Below are 21,397 nucleotides of genomic sequence, written 5' to 3' on the forward strand. Positions count from 1 at the left end.
TCTATTGGTTTCCAGACATGTATCGGTATTCGGTTAGATTAACGGATCTGAGAAGCTGCCGTATCCAATGCTTCCTGAACAGTCTGACGACCTAGAAGCGCATTCTCGATTGCTGCACCTTCAGCGAACCAGTATGCCGTCATTTCAGGGATGTTCGGCATGATTTCACCATTTTCAGCATTGGTCATTGTGGCTGCAATACGGCTGTCTTTAGAAAGTTCCTGCTGGAAAGATTTCAGCGTCACAGCGCCCAGTGGCTTGTCGTCGTTCACTTTCGCCAGACCTTCATCTGTGATCAGGTAATTCTCTAGGAACTCAACAGCCAAGTCAGTATTTGGGCTAGCTGAGTTAATACCCGCACTCAGTACACCAACGAATGGGTTTGATTTACCGCCGTCAAGTGTTGGGAATACTGCAACACCGTAGTTGATATTTGACTTCTCAAGATTACCCCAAGACCAAGGACCATTGATGGTCATTGCTACGTTGCCTTTGTTGAATTCAGATTCAGATACCGCGTAGTCCATATCCGCAGAGACAACACCTTTCTTAGATAGATCAACCAAGAAGCTCAGGCCAGCAACACCGGCTTCGTTGTTAATACCGATCTGCTTGCCGTCAAAACCTGTTTCCGTTTTCTTAAAGGCATAACCACCATTTGCAGAGATCATCGGCCATGTGAAGTACGCATTTTTCACATCCCACATGATGGCTTTCTTGCCCTTGACTGCCATTTGTTTTTCGATCTCGTACAACTCTTCCCAAGTCTTAGGTGGCTCAGGTAGAAGATCTTTATTGTAGATAAGTGACGGTGATTCTAGTGCGATTGGGTAGCCCACCAACTTGCCTTCATAAGTTACCGCATCCCAGCTGAAATCAACCAGCTTGTCTTTGAATTCTTGTGACGGTTTGATCTCTGTTAGCAAACCCGATTTGGCATAACCTCCGAAACGGTCATGAGCCCAGAAGATGATGTCAGGACCGCCGCCTGTAGGCGCAACTTGTTGGAACTTGGCTTCCAGTGATTCAGGGTACTGAACGTTAACTTTGACACCTGTGTCTTCTTCAAACTGGCGGCCAACTTCAGCGAGGCCTTCATAGCCTTTGTCACCGTTGATCCAAATTAGAATTTCACCTTCCTGCATGGCAGAAGCCGCCATTGGAAATGCAAGAGCAGCAGTCAGAGAGCACAGAGCGAACGATTTCATCACACGTTTCATAGTTGTTTCCAAAATATAGTTATTTCCAAAATTATTTTTATTCGACCCGAGCATTCTGCTACTCCCACTACTGATGAGCATCCTCCCCCGGCCTACGCCCCCCTATACTTAACTCAACACTGTGAAACTGAACACATTTTGTAGATATTCATATCTTAAGGTAGCGGAGTTAGTCGCAGAGGAAAGATAGAGAGATCCATAAAAAAACAGCCACAAGAACTGTGGCTGTTTATTTGAGGAGAGTCAGGAGTCGATTACTTATCCACTAACCCCAACTTGTTCGATAAGGGTTCGATAGCCCAGCCTTGCAACACGACTGAGATAAGCACAATAAAGAACACCATATGCACCATTTCTTGCGAGCCTGCAACGCCCGCAGAGGCCGGGATCAAAGCAAATACAATTGGCGTTGCCCCTTTCAGACCAATGGCTGAGATAAAGAACTTCTTCTTAAACGAGACTTTTCTAAACGGTAGATAACTCAAGAAGACGGCCAGCGGCCTTGCAATGAATATCAAGGCGATTGCCGGCAAGATAGCAGCCCAGATATCAGCAAATAGCTCTTTCGGGAAGAACTGCAGACCAAGGATAATAAACATTAGCGATTGGGCAAGCCACGATAGGCTATTGAAGAAGTGCTTACTTACTTCGCGGCCTCGCTTGAGCTCATTACCGATAAACACCCCGGCAACATACGAAGCGACAAGGATATTACCCCCTAGCAAATCGCTACCATAAGCGGCAATGAAGAAACAAGCCAGGATAAAGACCGGGATCAAACCGTACTCTTCAAGCTTGATTTTGTTCAGTAGCCATACGCAGCACCAACCAATCAAATAACCTGCACCGAGGCCGACGATGATTTGCTGAACCAGTTCAATGCCAATCGAAAGACCGCTAATTTGCTGGTTAGTATTAACCAACATCTCGGTAAGTATTGCCACCAGCAACAGTGCTACTGGGTCATTGGTTGCTGACTCGAACTCCAAAATAGTGTCTGTCGACTCTTTGAGCTTGAGCTTTTTTGATTCAAGAATAGAAAAGACGGCGGCAGCATCTGTCGATGAGACAACAGCAGCAAATAACAGACAAGTTAAGATATTGAAGTCAGTGATAAAATAAAGCAGCCCACCGAAAATAGCGGTCGTGAAGAGCACCCCTATGGTTGAAAGCACTCCACCCTCTTTGTAAGCCACTTTTATGCTGGCTTTAGAGGTGTTTAAGCCACCGACAAAAACAATCACATTCAGGGCTAACGAGCCAATGAATGAGGTTAACGCCAAATCGTCATAAACAAAATTAAGCTCACCATTGCCAAACAATAACCCGACGCCGATAAAGATCAACAATGAAGGCAGACCTAAGGTTTTTGATGGCTGATGAAGTAGTATACCAATGGCAATCAACGCGGCCATGCCCAGCAAAATTAACTCTGTAGTCAATAGACTTCTCCCAACAAAACGATGAATAACAATCTGCTAACCCAAATTGTACCATGCGCCCTGTTGCTTGGAGGCTAATGTTTGCTGACAAACTGAATTTATTACAGAAATTGATGTAACTAAACGTTAACTCATTTTGTGATCCAGCTAGAATTTTCAGTTATGGCAGCGTAAAAAAACGGCTTGTACTGCACACTGTACAAGCCGTTTCATTCATGACTGAACAAGCAAAGCTATGCTAAGGCTTAATTTGATGCCAACACCAGACAATCCAACGCACCAACATCAAGAGTGATCTGCCCATGGCCATTTTCAACCACCAACTTGGCTTTCGCCGTGCCGTATAACTTCTCCTGCAACTCAAACTCACCACTTTCAAGCTGCCACTCATCAATTAAGGAAGCAGGCACTGACAACACCACCTCGCCTTTGCTTTCATCGGCAAAGTTCGCCAACACGATGAGCTTTTGGTTTTCATCAAAGCGACTGAAGATAAACATTTGCTCGTCATAACCAACACCGTGGTTTCGGTTATGGGTATGCAATTCACGATATTCTGCCATTAGCGCCGGACTAGATAGCGAGAAGTTCATCAAACGCTGGTAGAAATCACGCAGTTCACGCTCTTGCTCAGAGAGTTGACCACCGTCGAATTCTCCGTTGTTCATCCAACGTTGATGATTGGGTACACCGAAATAGTCAAATATCGTAGTACGTGATGATAGACCAAATCCAGCATCTTCAGCCCCAGCCTCTCCCACTTCCTGACCAAAGTAAATCATGGTCGGTGACGTACTCAACAAGGTGGATACCAGCATGGCTGGCTTGCCTTTATTGGCATCTCCAGCAAATTCCGGGCTGGCAACCCGCTGCTCGTCGTGGTTATCCAAGAAGTGCAGCATATGATGCTCAATATCCATCAATTGCTCTTGGACACCCACGATATCATCGGTTGACCCCTTGCCCTGCATCACCAACTTGAGGGTATCGTACAAATCGACCTTATCGTATAGATAGTCCATTTTTCCGAGGTGGATATAATCGCGGTAGAGATCTGGCTGGTAAACCTCAGCCATCAGGAAAGCATCAGGATTGACCTGCTTGATGGAAGAGTTCATATAACTCCAAAACTCTACCGGCACCATTTCAGCCATGTCATAACGGAAACCATCAACGCCCAATGCCAGCCAGTATAAAGCGATGTCTCGGAACTTCACCCAAGAGTCAGGCACTTCCTTGTCTTGCCAAAACGCAAAATGCGCAGCGTGATCTTGCTTGTCGAAACCAGCAGGCAGCTCATCGAAATCTTTTTTGCCATCAGGGCGAATACCATAGTTCACTTTGACGGTTTCATACCAATCATCAAATTCTGGTTGTGCCAATCGCGAACCATTGCCCGTCCATTTGGCTGGGTTTTCCTCAAAAGGCATCGCTAGCGAAGGATGTTGCTCTCCTCCGAGCGGCAGATAGTCACCTTTGGCTTCAGGTACCGAGAAACGCTCACCGGGTATGTAATAAAAGTTGTTGTCCTTGTGGTATGCAACACTGGTGTCATCAGATGCACCGAAATCTTCCACGCCTTCTGGGTTAGTCAGGCTCTGGTAACGTCTTGCGACATGGTTCGGCACAATATCAATAATGACTTTCAGGCCCTGCTTATGCGAACGCTCGATAAGCGCTTTGAACTCTTCCAGTCGATTGGCAGGATCAATGGCAAGATCAGGGTTCACGTTATAGTAGTCTTTGACTGCATAGGGAGATCCCGCTCGGCCTTTTACCACACTGGGATGATCATCTTCGATACCATACTTGGAGTAATCACGTACCAAGGCATGGTGAGGAACGCCGGTGTACCAAATGTGAGTTACCCCCAAGTCCCTAATTTCGCTTAATGCCTTGTCAGTAAAATCAGCAAACTTGCCAATACCATTTTCTTCCAACGTCCCCCAAGGCTTATTGGTGGTATTGGTATTACCAAACAAGCGAGTAAATACTTGGTAAACCACTTCTTTGTTCTGCTTTGTCGTTCGCTGTTGAGTAGCGGTTGAATGCGTAGAATCTGTCATGAAATTAACTCAATACAAGCAAATAGAATTGATATAGATAATAGATAAGAGAACGGGCAGACGATTGCCTGCCCGACATACCCAATGCCATCAAGGAGAGGATTCGAAAAACACCTTGCGCTTGTGGGTATTGTTTAAATCAATAGCCTTACTTTTTAATCAGCTCCAGGAAAGTCGCTTCCGCAGTAGTGGAACCTGCACGCTTGGCTTCTTCCATCAAAGTCAGGGCTTTTTTCATATTATTGCTCTCTACCGCCGCTTTGATCTGGCTATTATAGAAAGCTTCGCTCTCAGGCAGCATCTTAGCGGATGAAGACGATGCCACACTTGCCGCTGTCGCTGTGGTTATCGCAGCAGATGCAGCAACAGGAGCCGCCGCTGCTACTGCAGGTTTTGGCTGAGTGATAACTGGAGCTGCAACTGTCTCTCTTGGCGCTTCACTCGCTCGGTATGAACGAAGGGCCGTTGGCTTCATATCCAGTTCAAGCGAGCCGAACTTCTGGTGCTGGATAATAGGATCGGTCACCATCGGGCGGGCCAAGCCGAGCTCTTCCGCTCGTACCCTTTCCGGGTGAGGAATTTGGATTTCACCTTCGCGGTACTCCAGTGGAGAGTACACCACCATATAAGGTGTTTCTGTCTGGCTCAGCTCGAATCGCTTTTCATATCGCGACAAGCGGAACATATCAGATGGCTTAACTTCAAACTCATTAAGCTCGATGGAATCGACTACCTCGAAAGTCGGGCTAAGTAGAAGTACCTTAGGTGCAAACACGCCATTGGCACGCATCCAGCTCTTTAGGTCAACGCGCATACGTTCTACATTTTCAGGCAGGACAAAACCCGCAAAGTAACTTTTGCCCTCTGCAAAGTTACCGATTTGCGAATACTGATCAACGGCAAAATCTATGCTGTCGCCGTTCATTGGGATCCAGGCAAACTGGCTGAAGGTTTCACAGCAAGCCTGCTCTGTAACAGTGATGTCTTTGATTGTTTCTGTTGAAGGGGAAGATGCACAGCCAACAAGCGAAGCTGTCAGCAGTGCTGCTAATGTCAGTTTCATTATTTTCATTTTATCTCCTACACCCATACTACCGATTTCTATATATCTATTTGGGTATATATCTATTTGCTTTCACTCTACTTAAAAAAGCGAATAGTTATAGAGCCAATCGTGACTTAAAAAGGCAGCCCGAGGGCTGCCTTAACAATTTTGTGATTTAGAACCAGATTTCAGCGTGAACACCGAATACAAATTGGTCTTTCTCACCTGACTCAGTGATGCCGATTGCACCAGCTGCAGCTTCGTCGCTTGTACCAACCCAGGTTACGTATGGCTTGATTTGTGGACGGCCGAAGTAGTCAGCGTTAACAGTAAATACTGATGCTGCTTCAAGGGTGTAGAAGTCTGTAGACTTGTCTTTACGACCCCACTGACCACCGTTAACTTCTTCAACAGCGTAAGAACCTGTGAATTCCCAACGGAAGTTATCATTCACTTTGTAAGTTGGGCGAGCAGCGAAGATGTAACGAGTCACTTCATCAGTTGCGTTACCTGTTGCGCCCCAGTCCATGTTCTCTGGTGCCCAGTAAGTCAATTCAGTACCAAGCTGCCAGTTGTTGTTGATGTTTAGCACACCGTAAGACGTGATGAATAGAGACTTAGAATCTTCTAGCCAATCACCGCTCCAGCCACCAAAGTTTACACCGCGGTTAGAACCTAGACCTTCACCGTAGGCAATTGCAGTCTGAGTCCAGCCATCAAAGCCGTAGTAGTCACGGTTATAAGTTACAGACACACCGAAGCCATCATCAGCAGAATCTACACGCGGTAGTGCTTCATCGGCACGTGTCATGAATTTCGCGTCGAAGTCGAAGCTACCACCTAGTGCCTGAACACCGTAGTAGTAAAGATCTAGAGATGAAACTGTTGTACGCTTACCATCTTCAGGACGCTCTTCCAAACCTGCTTCTGGGTCAGCAGAAACAACTGCAATACCTGTTTTGTGACCAGAGCTCAAGTTAGTTTCAAAACCTGCACCCATACCAGAAGACTGTTTCCAGAACTCACCAGAAAGGATACCCGCGGCACGGTTCAAGAAGCGGCGACCAGCCCAGATTTCAGTACCATCACCTAGGTAAGGTAGGTTACCCAAAGCAACATATGCTTCTTTAACTTCTAGTTGAGCGACAGTGTTTGTTTTCTCAGCACCAGAAGAGGTGTAGTAGAAAGAGTCACCGTTACCATATTCAGTACGAGTAACAAAATCACTGTATACGCCGTTAGCAAACTCTGTGTGTTTTTTTAGAACAAATTCAATCTGGTTAGCGCTCTTACCAGAGGTACCTGCGGTGCGGTAGTCAGGCTTACCTAACTCTGAATCAAAAGACTGTAGGTCTTCGTTGAAACGGAAGTTCATAGAACCATAGCCATGTACTTCCCAGCCATCCGTTAGGATATCAGTGGCAGATTCAGCGGCTACATTGTGTGAAGCTAGCGCGGTAAGTAATGCCGCTGCTACAGGTACTAACTTGTGTTTCATAGGAATGTCCCTTCTTATATTTTTATCGTGACTGCTATCTAGCAATCTTTTCGGGACTCATATTCAGTCTTGATACAGTTTTCTACATCCTCCTGAAACAGGGAGGAGGAGGGAGGATGAGAGGGGCGTAGGAAATGGGGTGGAGAGGTGTTCCGTGATAAGCCTCACGAAGGATAGGCGTAAAACTGAAAGAAAATTACAGAACAAGCGAGAAAAACAAGAAGCCAGTCACTTTTATTTAATATTATTGAAATTATCGGTAACTGAATTTTTTTTAATTTTTTAATAAAAAAAAACTTCCCTTGACTGACGAATTTTTCTCGCTTAAATAGCACTATAGATTTGTAAAATTAGTAAAGAGACGTAAAGGATGTTCGCTAAATTAGCTCAGCCATTTCCACTTGGGGCTACATTATGTGATCAGGGTTGTAATTTTTCTATTCATTGCCCAGACAACAAAGAGATCCAACTGGTTTTATTTGATAAAAACAACAAAAAAACCTTAATTGAATTAGAAAATCAGCACTTAGATATACATTACACCTTCGTAAAAGGCATTATTAAAGGTCAGGTATACGGTTACCAAATAAAAGATAAAAACGAAACCCGACTGATTTTAGACCCTTATGCCCAAGCCTTAAATAAAGTGCCTTATTATATTGAGCCCTTTACTGCCGACAGAAGCTGGCATTTTGCCAAATCCGTTGTAGTTGATCACAGCTTTGACTGGCAAGGTACTACCCTGCCCCAAGTTCCTCTTGAAGAAACCATAATTTTCGAAACCCATGTAAAAGGCTTTACCAAACAGCACCCTGAGATTGAAGAGAAGTATCAAGGCACCTACTTAGGCCTCTGCCAGCCAGCCATGATCAAGTACTTCAAGGAGCAAGGTGTCACTAGCCTGCAGTTACTGCCTGTTACCTCATGTATGTCCGAACCCCATTTATTGAAAATGGACAAGGTAAACTTCTGGGGATACAACAGCCTATGCTTTATGGCGCCAGAGCCACGCTATGCCACCGAAGACCCAGTCAACGAAATGAAAACCATGGTTAGGGAGCTACACCGCCACGGCATCGAAGTGATCATGGATATCGTCTTCAACCACACGGCGGAAGGGGGAGAAGGAGGTCCGAAGTTCCATTTTAAATGTCTGGATAAGAACTACTACCTCCAAGACACAGACAAGAATTACAAGAACCATACCGGTTGCGGTAACACCTTTGATCTCACTTACCAGCCAAGCTTGAATATCGTTCTCGATAGCTTACGCAACTGGGTAACACAATACAAAATCGATGGCTTCCGCTTCGACTTGGCAGCCACTCTTGGCCGAAATGGCGACCGATTTAATACCCAAAACGCCTTCTTCAAGGCTATTGCCCAAGATCCTGTCCTGCGCCAAGTAAAACTCATTGCCGAGCCATGGGATATTGGTCCTGACGGCTACCAGCTTGGCTACTTCCCTCGCGGCTGGAACGAGTGTAACGACAAGTTCCGCGACACAGTAAAAAGCTACTGGCTATGTCAGGAAAACAATGTCAAAGAGTTCGCCACCCGCATTATGGGCTCTCGTGACTTATTCAGTGCCGGGTGCTGGCCAGATAAGTTGCCCGTCAACTTTGTCTCTTACCATGATGGTTTTACCTTGCAGGATCTCGTTTCCTACAACCAAAAGCACAATCATGCCAACGGTGAAAACAACCGTGACGGTCATGGCGACAACCGCTCGAACAACCATGGTGTTGAAGGTGAGACCACTAACTACGCCGTACTGAGCCGCAGGGAACGCCAAAAGCGCAACTTGATGACAACCTTGCTGTTTAGCTTCGGTATCCCTCATATCCTAGCGGTGGATGCCCTATCTCATACGCAAGGAGGCAATAACAACGCTTATTGCCAAGACAACGAAATCAGCTGGGCAGATTGGTCACCGTGTAAGGATAAATCTGAGTTTAGCCAATGGTTGGCAACTATGCTTGAGCGGCGAAAAACGTACATGTCGCCGTTTCTACGCGCTTTCAGTGGAAGAAACCGGGGCCATCACCGTATCCATTGGAACCGTTCAAACGGGCAGCCAATGAATGCCGATGATTGGCAAGGACTAGAAGCTTTCTCCTTGTATCTCGGCTTATTCGATACTGGTAAGGAACTGCTGTTTTTAGTTAACAGTTCAAAAATCCCAACCCGATACCGCTTGCCGGAAGGCAGTAAATGGCGGGTGATATGTGACACCTCTGAAGCGACACTGGGCTCACGGCAAGTCCAGACAACCTATATGCAAGGCGCCCACTCGCTGACAGTTTTATACCGCGATTAAACCCTTAGAGCATTAACGAGCTCCCCTAAACACAACAGCCCAACTGAGTCGATTCAGTTGGGCTGATTTTCTTCTATCGTAACTTCAATAAAGATGTTTTTTGACTTTCTCAATCATTGAAATTGGCAAGCCCAAGCTTAGAAGGTATTTCCGCACCTTCTTTTCACCATCGACAAAACAATCATCACCCACCGCAGCTTGTAGCGCCCTTTCCAGCAACCTAAAGCTCCGATATTCGCCAATACCAAGTTGGTTCGTCTCTAGGTAATTGCCTGCGATATCCTGTTTCGAGGCACCCATCATCAGCTGAAGGAAGGCGCAAATCACCCCAGTTCGATCTGAACCCAGCCGACAATGAACTAAATATGGCCCAGACGTATTGGCTATTGTCTCTATCAAGCCACGGATACCATCCTCAAAACCCAGCTCATCGTCATTTAACGGTTTATTTCTGTCCGACATGAAATAAACCGTTTCGTACGAAACTGGAATGCTATTCACCCGTCCTTTTTGCCAGCAGTACTTGTAGTAGCTCTCAGGGAGCTTAGTCATCAATTGTTTAAGTTTGTCTTTTGTATCCGACAGGTTAATCACATTTTCGATTTGATGTTGTTCCATCAGGGCAAGCACCTTGGCCTGCCTAACTGGCTCAATGTGCTTTAGCTCAGGATGATTTTCCCTGGATGCTACCACCGGATGATAACTACGATAAATCCAATCTGGCTTTATCTTTCCGCCAGTGACACCGCGAAAATTAGCTAACTGTGACTCAGTGCAAAACTGCTTGATTTGGTTTTTTATATGGAAAGATTGTCGAGAGGCATCTGAAATCTCTTTTAAACGTTCTTGATTGGGAGGTTGTAAAAATAAAAGTTGGTTAAATCCACCATTACACTGGTTATTAAAATAATGCCCGTCCTGCTCTAAATCTATTTCAATAGCAATTTGAGCATTATCGTCCCATATGACATATTCTATAAATCCGGAGTTCCCTATTTTATTGACATCATCAAGTTGTTTAATTAAGCGGCATCCCTCTGGGCTATTTTCAAACCGGAAATCTTCATCAATCATCCAATTTGTAAATGTCCCTTTTAAATATAAACTTTCACTCTGACAGGAAACAGTGAATACAATCTGATTATCTTTGACTTTATAATGCATAATTTTGCATCCATCTGAAATCTTTCACCTCAACGCTTGCAAGCACAACCTGAGGCTATAAATAAAAAAGGCTCTACTTCAACCAAGAAATAGAGCCAAGCCTAACAACAATAATTGACAATTAACTGCAGTTACGGATATTAACGATTTTCTGGCAGCAGTACGGCAAATGACTCATACGGTTTCAGTGTCATCGTCGCTGGCAGTGATTGATGATGCTCGTAGTTCGCAATCACACATTCAACTTGCTGAGCCTGAAGATGCGCAGGTAGATCAGCGCTGATCTCTTCTGCGGTAAAGTTGTTGAGCACAAACAAACGCTGATTTGCATCTGAACGAACGTAGCCAAAAATCTTGTCATGCTCTTCAAACACTGGCTCAAACTCACCGTAGACGATAACAGGCAGCGACTTACGCAGCTCAATCAACTTCTGGTAGTGATAGAACACGGAATTTTGGTCATCCAGTGCTGCACTAACATTCACTTCAGGGTAATTCGGGTTCGACTTGATCCAAGGCTCAACTGACGAGAAACCACCGTTGACACTGTCATTCCACTGCATTGGGGTACGGCCGTTATCACGGCTGTTCTCATGAACCGCTGCCAACATAGTTTCTGGTGCCACACCATTTTCGGTACGCTCTTTGTAGAAGTTCAGCGTCTCGATATCACGGTATTCATCAATACTCTCAAAGGCGACATTAGTCATACCGATCTCTTCACCTTGATAGATGTAAGGTGTGCCTTTCATCATATGTAGCGTTGTCGCCAGCATTTTTGCTGATTCAACTCGGTACTGGCCATCACAGCCATATTTCGACACCACACGAGGAAGATCATGGTTATTCCAGAACAAGGAGTTCCAGCCTTCGTCAGCTAACTCTACTTGCCATTTGGTCAATACCTTCTTGAAGGTTGGGAGATCCAATGGGATTGGCTGCCACTTATCCCCATGTTTCCACGTCAAGCTAATGTGCTCAAATTGGAACACCATGGAAAACTCTTCGCGAGCAGGATCGCTGTACAGCTTGGCAATCTCAGGTGTCGCATCCCAAGTTTCACCCACAGTCAAAAGATCTTTATCACCAAAAGTGGCGCGGTTCATCTGTTGGATAAGCGGGTGCAGGCGTGGGCCGTTGCCGGTAATTTTCTTATCGATTTCCTTACCAATAAGATCGATAACGTCCAAACGGAAGCCACCAATACCCTTATCAATCCACCAGTTCATCATATTATGAACTTCTTCTTGAACCTTAGGGTTCTCCCAGTTCAAGTCAGGCTGACGTTTGGAGAAAATATGCAGGAAGTACTCGCCGGTTTGCTCGTCGAATTCCCAACCGCTACCACCAAAAACTGACCCCATTTCATCAGGTACACCGCCGTCTTCGGCAGGTTGGCGCCAAACATAGTAATCACGGTATGGGTTATCTTTCGACTTACGCGCTTCAACAAACCATGGATGTTCATCAGAGGTATGGTTTACAACCAGATCCATGATAATGCGAATGTCACGTTGCTTAGCTTCTGCCAGCAACTGATCCATATCTTCCATGGTGCCAAATTCTGGTGCGATATCCTGATAATCAGAAATATCATAACCATTGTCATCCATTGGTGATTTATACACCGGTGACAACCACAGGACATTCACGCCCAAAGTTTTCAGATAATCCAGTTTACTGATAATACCTTGCAGATCACCCATACCATCGTTGTTGCTGTCGCAAAAACTGCGTGGATAGATTTGGTATACGACGGCATCGTGCCACCATTTAGGCGTCATGTTCATGGCAAAACCTCAAAAAAATGCCCTTAAGGAGCTCAACTGTAATCTAGGTTGATTTCTAGGAAAGAAATCGAAGTTGCCGATATCTTATGACGCCGCTTTCAATATGAAAAATACATCACCACACTAGTGATATAGTTTTTTTCTATATCATTAAGAATATTGCCGACAGAGATCACAAGTTAGATTCCTTTTTCTTTGTGATGGATTTCAAAAAATGTGAGACTGCTTGCAAAGATATTTTCACTGGTTTTATCGATGGACAAGCACTACCGCCAATTTCTCGCGATAGCCGAATTAGGCAATATCAGCTCGGCAGCACAGCAACTACACCTTAGCCAGCCGACACTGACCAATAACATGAAAAAACTGGAGAGCAGCTTGGGCGTTTCCCTGTTCACGCGCCGCTCTAAAGGTGTCGAACTCACCGAGTACGGCAAGCTTTTCCAAGAACAAATCCAAGACCTCAGTCGACGCCATGACGCCATGCTGGACAAGCTCGCCGATCTCAAAGCGCGAAAAACCGAAAAGATCAAAATGGGAACCGGTGATGCCTGGTGGGAAGTCTTTGTCAAAGATGCCCTTCATACCTATTGCGGCCAGCACCCTGGTATTTCTATTCAGCTTGAGTTTGGCAATCACCTCAAGCTGATGGACATGCTTATCCATGGTCATATTGACCTTTTTATTGGCCATGAAATTCAGGGACTCTCCAGGCGCTGCAATGTAAAATTCACGCCTATTCTGCAAGATACTGAAGCGCAATTTGTTCATCGCTCCCACCCTCTTCTCATTGCCAGTGATATTGAAAAAGACTATGACATTTACCCTTTACTGCAAGTCACCCCTGATCAGGACAACTACCAACACCTAATTGAAAACCCGCAGCCAAAACAGCAAGAAAAAGAGAGAAAAAAACTAAACGAAAGAATTAGTTATGAAATAAATTCACTCAGTGCCAGCATCGATTTTCTTGTCAGCTCCAAAGCCATCATGCCCTACACCAAAAGTATGGCTGACTACTTTGCCCAATTTGACATTTTACCCCTGCCAGAGACCCAAACTCCGCAAACAGGCATTGTAGGTATTTACCATCTCAATGAATCCCTGCCAACGCATATATCTGATATTAAAGAAATTTTACTAGATTTCGCGTAATTTCCCCATCTTCAGGGGTGTAAGGATAATGTGAACCGACTCACGCGATGGGAACATTCCCATTTACGTAGTCACACTTCCCTGCCATTATCTGCCACCAAGAAATGGGAACATTCCCACAAAATAATTCCAATATTTATTACCAATACATTTCCATTAAAGGGATGAAAAATGATGAAAATGAACCTTACCGCGCTGGCTGTTTCTGCGTCTCTACTTGCCCCAACAGCATTTGCCGATGACAGCTTTGTCTTCCACGGTTATGCCCGCTCAGGTGTTGGTATCAGTGGTGACAATGGTCAGAATGTTGAATTTAACAAACAGCAACTCGGCCGCCTGGGTAACGAAGCCGATACGTTTGCAGAGTTTGGTCTCGGCAAAGAGATCTACAACGAAGAGGGTGCACGTTTTTACTTTGATTCTATGCTGGCTGTGGGCAGTGATGGCTCTAACATTTTTGAATCACTCAAAGATGACGAAGAAAACGGCTTCATAGATTTCCGCCAGTTAAACGTACAGGCAACTGGCATTTTAAAATTTGCCCCTGAAGCCACACTGTGGGCTGGTAAACGCTACTACCAACGCCATGATGTTCACATTACCGATTTTTACTACTGGAACACTTCTGGCGCAGGTGCCGGTATCGAGAATCTAGACCTAGGTGATGGCCGCTTTTCATTTGCGGTTATTCGTAACGACGATAACGATATAACTGACACAGGTAACCGCGGTGAGGGGCTTAACGTCAATGTTATTGACATGCGTTATGCCGGTATTGAACTGTGGAACAATGCGGACTTGGAACTGGGTATCAACTACGCTATCACCAACCCTTCTGATGATGCCCCGCAAGAAGCGAAAGACAGCAAAGACGGCGTGATGGCAACTGCACAGATCACCCAAAACCTAGACAGTGGTTTTAACAAAACCGTGCTTCAATACGGCACCGAAGGTTACGCCACCGAACTCGCAACATTCGGCGCGGGTACGACCTATCATGCCAACACCAAGAGTGGTGGTAGTGCATACCGTTTGATTAACTGGGGGGTGGTCAATCTGACCGAAAACATTGAACTTGGTCACCAACTACTCTGGTCTGCGACTATCGATGATATTGAGGCCAATCAAAATGATGACCTGACTTACTTTTCTGCCGTGGTACGTCCTGTCTACAGCTGGGACAAACACCACAAAACCATTTTTGAAGCAGGTTACTTCAACAACCAGGATACCAGTGGCAAAGATCTTTCTGGCCAGAAAGTCACCATTGCCCAGGCTTGGAATGCTGGTGAAGATTTCTTTGCCCGTCCTGAAATCCGCTTATACGGTACCTATTTCTCTAACATCGACAGTATCGACGACAACAATGTGGTCTCTACCGTAGACTCTGAGTTTAACGTCGGTGTTCAGTTCGAAGCTTGGTGGTAAGCGCTTTTCAATCACCCTAGACCAAATAAAAAACGGGAAGTGAAACCCACTTCCCGATAACAAAGGGCAACAGCACAAGCTGTTGCCAAAAAGGACTGAAAAGAACAAAAGATAACAGTATTTAAGAGACGTTTAGCTTAGAAGAAGTACTTGAAGCGTACACGAGCACCTTTGTCGTCTAGCTCACTGAACATTGCACCTTCATTCAAGCGCTTACCTTCTTCATTCAAGCTAGTGTGGAAAGCACCTAGATAGATTGAAAAGTCTTCTACGTCCAGCACGTTTGCAAACTCATAAGATGCGTAGAAAGTATCAATCTTCACTTTGCCGTCGTAGAAATCAGATTTTGCATCGAAGTCATTCACACCATAGATGTAGCCAAGGCCAAAGCCTTTCCATAGAACGTTAAGACCTACAGAGGTATCTTTTTCATTTAGCGCATCAAGATATGCAACGTTGGCATTTACAGATAGGTCATTAATGGAGTAATTCGCGGTAATACCGTAGCCAATACGGTCGCTTAGATCATTACCTGCATCATCAATTACCGCATCTTTAACAAGGTTTGCTTCAATGGCACCGGCAATACGGAAGTCACCCATTTGGTAAGCAACAACTGGACGAACTACGATGGCATCCTTGTTAGAAATGACTTCACGACCGTGGTAAGTTACGCCATCACCTTCGGTGTTTGTACCAAACAAATCTGCACGCTCACCGATTACACTTGCTAGCTCAACATAAAGGTTATCAAAGGTTTGGCTATACATGAGCTGGCCTGCTGATGTTGCACGGCCTCGTGCTTCCTTCATCTGGTATACATAACCTGCACCGTCGCGGTATAGATCATTGGCGGTATCGCCTGAGTATTCTAGGAATGTATCCTGACCAACAGGGAACATATCGTACGCTTCGAAGCGGCCCATACGAAGGTCCCAACCACCTTGCTTACCAAACGAGAAGTAAGCATCATCAAGGTTTACTTCACCATTTGAGTCCATCAAAGGCTGTGCCTTTACTGCTAGGTAGTGGCCATTTTCTGTTTTGCGCTCACCGGCAAATTCAATCAGGACACGACCTGTTTGGTTGTAGTTCGAATCTTTATTTTCGGTATTCAGCGTGTCGGCTTGGTCATTGTCTTGGTAGTTAAAATCAAACTCAACATCACCGCCAATAGAAAAGCTGCCCTGCTCATTATCAACAATGCTGATCCCTGCAGTTGCAGTAAAAGACGTTGCTACTGCTAAAGCAGCTAGGGACAGTTTGAATAGACCACTGCGTTTCATAAAAGATACTCCGGATAATTGTTATATATGCTAATCATTGTGTTCGCTGCGATTATTGCTAAACTGTTTTAGCAGATCGAGAAATATTTGCTAAAACCGTTTAGCTTTGTGATCACCAAAACAATTTGGTGCTTTTTTGTGATCAAGCTATATGTCGGTAAACACACATGGAATGGTCGAATGCTCTACAGTGAGCAAAGAAATTCGTTAGGGAAGATATATTCAGCAGTATGAGAGGAGCAATTTGGTTTACTGGGTTTAGCACGCATTCGTTATTCGCTATTTCGAAAAAGCGATTATGCTGTGACTAATTTCAAATTATTTGTAGTAAATTGATAAAGCCAATAAGTTTATCGTTTTACCCCTGCTAACTTTGTCATTAACAGGGGCTAGAAACTCATCAAGAAAAGTAATTATTCGCTTCGCCAGCGAATGGTGGCATCCAATGCAAAAGCAGTTGAACTGACTTTTTGGCTAGACATCAGTAGCTGGATAAGTTGAAAGCTGCGTCTTGCTAACTCTTCACTATTTTGCGCTATCGAGTCGATGTTCAATGGAAGACAATCAAGAAGGTCATGGTTATCGAAAGTGACCAGACGCATTTCCTTGTTTAGCAATGCATTTAGCAGGTTATGTTCATTAAGGTATCGAAGTACCCCTTCAAGCAAAGTATACGATGCAGTAAACAATGCCTTTGGAAGCCTGCCTAGTTCTTGATGAAGCTGCTCCATCAAAATGTAGCCAGATTCAGTTTGGTAATCACGGTGCCTGATCCAACGCTCATCTAGCTCCAACCCTGCTCGATTCAGACCCAACTTGAAACCAGCCATACGGTGTCGGCTCGGGGATAATTCCAGCTGACCACCGAAATAATAAAACTCATCGACCGACTCAGCCGTTTTGCAAATTAATTCAGCCGTTACCTTGGCAGCGTCGGTGATCACCATAGGCAAAGTGGATTGACCGATATGTCGGTCGAGTTGCAGAACAGGGATTTGTTTTGTTAATGCCTGGTAATCATCATCTACGGTTTGGCTTGAAGCAATGATTAACCCGTCGACTTGGCGTTTTACCAGTCCTTCTACAGCCTGCCGCTCTATATCTGGATTGTCTTCTGAACAGGCGATAAACAACTGTAACCCAGACTCACGGCACAAACGCTCGAGCTCGCGGGAAATCGAAGCAAAACCAAAGTTGGTGAGATCCGGGATCACCAAACCGATGGCATCGGAACGCTTAGCTTGCAGCGACTTAGCATGAACGTTTGGCGAGTAGTTTTGCTCTTTTGCTACTGCAAGAACGCGCTCACGCGTCTCATCCTTGATCCGAAAAGTCGATGCCCTTCCGTTGAGCACCATACTTGCGGTTGTTTTGGAAACCCCTGCCAGTTTGGCAATATCGGCTATCGTTATACGTTTTCTTTTTTCCACAACTAACCCGTTTTAGCTACATCTTGCCTCTCATTATGTGTAGAGTGCGTAAAAATGAAAAGCAAAACAGGCTAAAAGTTAGGGTTAGGGTCAGGAAAGCGAGGATTTAGAAAGGACTTTCTTTGTCTAGCTCGGCACAAATGCCAGAAACTGCCAGAGCCATGGCCGATTTTATCACTTGCTCCTGCCGGGCAAGTTGCATCTGATAAAACGTAATATCAGTATCATCATCAGGCGGCGCGACATCAAGCAAAACAACCCCCATGGTTTGCACCATATGTAACTGTTTGATGGGATCGAGAATAGCGGGTTCGGTAAAGCTATATTCCTTACCTTCTTTATTCAAGAAATCTCTCAGCTTTATAATTGCTTCGATGTCGTGGTACACATTGTCTTCAACAACACCCAAGCCAAACAATAACTTGAGACGAACAGAGAGCTCCCCTAGCGGTCCTGACTGGCTTAGCAAAGGTTCAACAACAGACTTCACGGCAAAGTCATCTTTGCGGAAGATCCGTTGGATTAGGTTTTCAACCGCCTCATCAAACACCTCAACCGAGGTAATAAAAAAACCTCGTACCGTCGGGGCATCATTAAGACGCTCTAAAATGTCAGATTCTTGGTCACTATGTGCCATAAATTAGGTATCTCTGTAACAAAAGGATAGCACTTAGCCTCCTTAACCTGTTGTTATAAAAGTGATTGTATCATCACGACTGGCATAATTTCACTTTATGATGCCTTGCTTGCCGTTTTTTCGTACTTCTCATCCGCTTTCGGCTCTGTTTTCAACAAAATACCAGCCACAGCAAAGGACACTAGTGTTGCTGAAACAATGGACAATACAACGCCAAGCAGTGACGACTTAGGTGTTAACAGTAAAATCGCAAAGATTGAGCCAGGTGAAGCTGGCGACACCATTCCCGCATCAAAGAAAGACAGTACGAAGACCCCAGTCATACCGCCAGCAATGGCAGCAAGGATCAGCCTTGGCTTCATCAAAATATACGGGAAGTAAATTTCATGGATACCGCCAAAGAAATGAATGATCGAGGCACCGCCTGCGGTTTGCTTCGCCATCCCCTGACCAAACACCATATAAGCCAGTAAAATGCCAAGTCCTGGGCCTGGGTTTGCCTCAATCAGGAAGAAGATTGAATCTCCGGCTTCTCGTACCTGCTGTACCCCCAGCGGCGAGAAAATACCATGATTAACGGCATTGTTTAAAAACAGCACTTTGGCCGGTTCTACGAATATAGAAGTCAGAGGCAACAAGCCAATATCTATCATGGCATTCACCCCTGTTGCCAAGGCAACCGCAATGATTTTGACAGCTGGTCCAATCATAAAGAAGGCGATAATGGCACACACCATACCTATAAGGCCGGAGGAGAAATTGTTTACCAGCATCTCAAAGCCACTTTTTACCTTGCCCTCAACGATCTGATCGAACTTTTTAATGATCCAACCGCCCATCGGCCCTAAGATCATCGCTCCCATAAACATTGGAATATCCGTGCCGACAATAGCCCCCATGGTGGTGACAGCACCGACGACTGCGCCCCGCTCACCACCAATAAGTTTACCGCCTGAATAGCCGATAAGCAGGGGCAATAAGTAGATAATCATTGGCTCGACAAGTTGGGCTATGGCCTCGTTGGGCCACCAACCGGTCGGAATAAATAAAGCGGTTAAAAAGCCCCACGCGATAAATGCACCGATATTTGGCAAAACCATATTGGTAAGAAAGCGGCCGAAGCTGTGTATTTTTATTTTTGTTGTTGGTGAAAGCATAAATCATCCCATCATTTTTCTTTCTTTAACCACTATACCCAAGTCGAGCTAAACCACACAATTGCTTATTTCACAGTATTGTTTTCAACCACTTAAATTACCAATTTTGACTTAACAAAATGCAAATCCGGCATAGGAAAACGCCCGCTCACGCCTCGGTAAGGCGAGGCATTGCTGAACAAAGTGCTTAGCACGTGCCGATGAGTGAAGGGAAAGCTCGTTTTCAAATAACTGCATGGTTTCAAACTCTAACCCCAACTCTTGGCAGGATACCCTTAACACACTGTTGGCTCTCAGTGTTTCATCACTCCAGCGTAGTTTGTAGATATAGCCTTCATCTTCAATAAAATGGCAGCTTTCAATCGTACCAATCCAACCGGAGATCTCTTGGCCAAAATCAGGATCTACCATGCCACAGTTAACGATAACCATATCGCCCACTCGGAATTTATTCTTGATCGGGTTCATGACTCTACCCCACTTTCTACTTCGAGATTTATCATTTCATGACAAAAAAGAGGCGCTATTGCGCCCCTTTAATTTAGTAAGACTTAAAGTGCCTGATACAGCGCTTCAATCTGTTTCGCTTCTTCACCTTCCGCATCAAGGCCGGTGTATTTCGCCAGTGTCGGACGCAAACCGATTTCTTTCAGCGACGTTTGCAGCTCAATCGCTTGTGGATCTGTGTCGTTAGTGTATTTGAATGCTGCTGCAATACCTTTTAGCAGCATACCGTTGTCAACACCGTACTCCATGGTACCTAGCAGCGGCTTGATCAGACGATCATTTACACCTAGCTTACGGATTGGCTGACGGCCTACACGGTCGATTTCATCACGTAGATATGGGTTGGCAAAGCGGCTTAGGATCTTATCGATGTAGGCATTGTGCATATCACGATCAAAACCATAACGGCGGATCAGCACCTCACCACTTTCCTGCATAGCAGCTTTAACTTGATCATAGATTTCTTGGTCTTCAATCGCATCGCGAACAGTCTCGTGACCTTTTAAGGCACCAAGATAAGCAGTAACAATATGACCAGTATTGAGAGTAAACAGCTTACGCTCTACAAAGGCCATCAGGTTATCGGTTGTTTCCATGCCTTCAATAGCAGGGATATCACCTTTGAACTGCTGTTTATCGACAATCCATTCGCTAAAGCTTTCTACTGTGACTTCCAATGGATCATCATTAGCGGCTTCCGAAGGAGGTACGATGCGGTCAACTGCTGAATCAACAAAGCCTACCAACTCATCAGCCTGGCTGTGGTAAATGCTATTGAGGTGCTTGTAGACTTCTTCTTTCAGGTGAGTCGTACCACGTACCATGTTTTCACAAGCAATGATGTTTAGTGGTTTGTTGTTACCCGCCTCGAAACGGTGGGTTAGACCAGTGGCAATAGTTTTTGCAATGATATCCAGCACGTTAGGACCAACGGCTGTGGTCACCATATCTGTGTGAATAATCTGATCAATCACGTCCTGGCTTGCTGAGTTAACGGCTGTTACGTGAGTAACCGTATCAATTTTACATTCGCTACCGACCACTTTGACCTTGTATGACTGGTCATGGCTTAGCTGGTCAACCAACGGCTCATCAACGTCGGCAAACGTCACGGCTACATTAGCGTCTGCTAGCAATTTACCAATAAAACCACGACCGATGTTACCTGCACCAAAATGTACTGCTTTCATAATAATTCCTACCTAAAAATGTGTTCTCTATTAACGCGCTAGAGGGGTGAGGCCGGAGGGGG

15 protein-coding genes and 1 pseudogene are annotated in these 21,397 nt (G+C 45.1%); 3 read left to right on the top strand and 13 right to left on the bottom strand.

Translation table 11 applies throughout. From position 1 onward, the window contains the following. Positions 1-38: 38 nt before the first annotated feature. From malE to ACXAD4_RS19860, 5 genes are all read right to left on the bottom strand, one after another. Positions 39-1,220 (bottom strand): maltose/maltodextrin ABC transporter substrate-binding protein MalE, encoded by a 1,182-nt coding sequence (gene malE / locus ACXAD4_RS19840; RefSeq protein ID WP_475243621.1) that lies wholly within the window; start codon positions 1,218-1,220, stop codon positions 39-41. 254 nt (positions 1,221-1,474) lie between these two features. Continuing rightward, entirely contained in the window at positions 1,475-2,662 is a 1,188-nt protein-coding gene (locus tag ACXAD4_RS19845; protein ID WP_475243622.1) for a potassium/proton antiporter, read from the bottom strand. Positions 2,663-2,907: 245 nt separating this feature from the next. Beyond that, positions 2,908-4,728 (bottom strand): alpha-amylase family glycosyl hydrolase, encoded by a 1,821-nt coding sequence (locus tag ACXAD4_RS19850; RefSeq protein ID WP_475243623.1) that lies wholly within the window; start codon positions 4,726-4,728, stop codon positions 2,908-2,910. Positions 4,729-4,876: 148 nt separating this feature from the next. Next, positions 4,877-5,800: a MalM family protein gene (locus ACXAD4_RS19855; RefSeq protein ID WP_475243625.1), complete on the bottom strand. Its 924-nt coding sequence runs from the start codon at positions 5,798-5,800 to the stop codon at positions 4,877-4,879. A 148-nt stretch (positions 5,801-5,948) separates the two neighbouring features. Further along, complete coding sequence (locus ACXAD4_RS19860) at positions 5,949-7,271, bottom strand: carbohydrate porin (RefSeq protein WP_475243626.1); 1,323 nt, start codon at positions 7,269-7,271, stop codon at positions 5,949-5,951. A 370-nt stretch (positions 7,272-7,641) separates the two neighbouring features. On the opposite strand from ACXAD4_RS19860, the gene glgX reads away from it, so the two are divergent. Then, positions 7,642-9,591 carry a glycogen debranching protein GlgX gene (gene glgX / locus ACXAD4_RS19865; RefSeq protein ID WP_475243628.1) on the top strand — a complete coding sequence of 650 codons (1,950 nt, stop codon included), beginning with the start codon at positions 7,642-7,644 and terminating at the stop codon, positions 9,589-9,591. Positions 9,592-9,675: 84 nt separating this feature from the next. Here glgX and ACXAD4_RS19870 read toward each other — a convergent pair whose 3' ends face one another. Both ACXAD4_RS19870 and ACXAD4_RS19875 read right to left on the bottom strand, forming a co-directional pair. Beyond that, positions 9,676-10,755 carry a tyrosine-protein phosphatase gene (locus tag ACXAD4_RS19870; protein WP_475243630.1) on the bottom strand — a complete coding sequence of 360 codons (1,080 nt, stop codon included), beginning with the start codon at positions 10,753-10,755 and terminating at the stop codon, positions 9,676-9,678. A 140-nt stretch (positions 10,756-10,895) separates the two neighbouring features. Beyond that, the gene (locus ACXAD4_RS19875) at positions 10,896-12,539 is read right to left on the bottom strand and encodes a glycoside hydrolase family 13 protein (protein ID WP_475245596.1); all 1,644 of its coding nucleotides are present in this window, start codon (positions 12,537-12,539) and stop codon (positions 10,896-10,898) included. 261 nt (positions 12,540-12,800) lie between these two features. Between ACXAD4_RS19875 and ACXAD4_RS19880 the strand changes: the two genes are divergently transcribed. Together ACXAD4_RS19880 and ACXAD4_RS19885 are read left to right on the top strand one after the other, a co-directional pair. Continuing rightward, entirely contained in the window at positions 12,801-13,700 is a 900-nt protein-coding gene (locus tag ACXAD4_RS19880) for a LysR family transcriptional regulator (protein WP_475243631.1), read from the top strand. Between the two features lie 171 nt (positions 13,701-13,871). Then, positions 13,872-15,128 (top strand): maltoporin, encoded by a 1,257-nt coding sequence (locus ACXAD4_RS19885; protein ID WP_475243633.1) that lies wholly within the window; start codon positions 13,872-13,874, stop codon positions 15,126-15,128. Between the two features lie 137 nt (positions 15,129-15,265). Here ACXAD4_RS19885 and ACXAD4_RS19890 read toward each other — a convergent pair whose 3' ends face one another. The 6 genes and pseudogenes from ACXAD4_RS19890 to ACXAD4_RS19915 all read right to left on the bottom strand — a co-directional run bounded on the left by ACXAD4_RS19890 (position 15,266) and on the right by ACXAD4_RS19915 (position 21,335). After that, positions 15,266-16,414 (bottom strand): carbohydrate porin, encoded by a 1,149-nt coding sequence (locus ACXAD4_RS19890; protein ID WP_475243634.1) that lies wholly within the window; start codon positions 16,412-16,414, stop codon positions 15,266-15,268. 413 nt (positions 16,415-16,827) lie between these two features. Continuing rightward, positions 16,828-17,844 (bottom strand): LacI family DNA-binding transcriptional regulator, encoded by a 1,017-nt coding sequence (locus ACXAD4_RS19895; protein ID WP_475243635.1) that lies wholly within the window; start codon positions 17,842-17,844, stop codon positions 16,828-16,830. Between the two features lie 106 nt (positions 17,845-17,950). Next, on the bottom strand, positions 17,951-18,481 hold the full coding sequence (locus ACXAD4_RS19900) for an MltR family transcriptional regulator (RefSeq protein ID WP_475243636.1): 531 nt from the start codon (positions 18,479-18,481) through the stop codon (positions 17,951-17,953). Between the two features lie 98 nt (positions 18,482-18,579). Next, positions 18,580-19,638, bottom strand: a pseudogene (locus tag ACXAD4_RS19905) (PTS mannitol transporter subunit IICBA); the annotation flags it as partial. 111 nt (positions 19,639-19,749) lie between these two features. Then, positions 19,750-20,106, bottom strand: coding sequence for a hypothetical protein (locus ACXAD4_RS19910; protein WP_475243638.1), 357 nt, complete (start codon positions 20,104-20,106; stop codon positions 19,750-19,752). A gap of 83 nt (positions 20,107-20,189) precedes the next feature. After that, complete coding sequence (locus tag ACXAD4_RS19915; protein WP_475243639.1) at positions 20,190-21,335, bottom strand: mannitol-1-phosphate 5-dehydrogenase; 1,146 nt, start codon at positions 21,333-21,335, stop codon at positions 20,190-20,192. Positions 21,336-21,397 lie beyond the last annotated feature (62 nt).

This window comes from Photobacterium sp. AWH4_225, assembly GCF_056158405.1.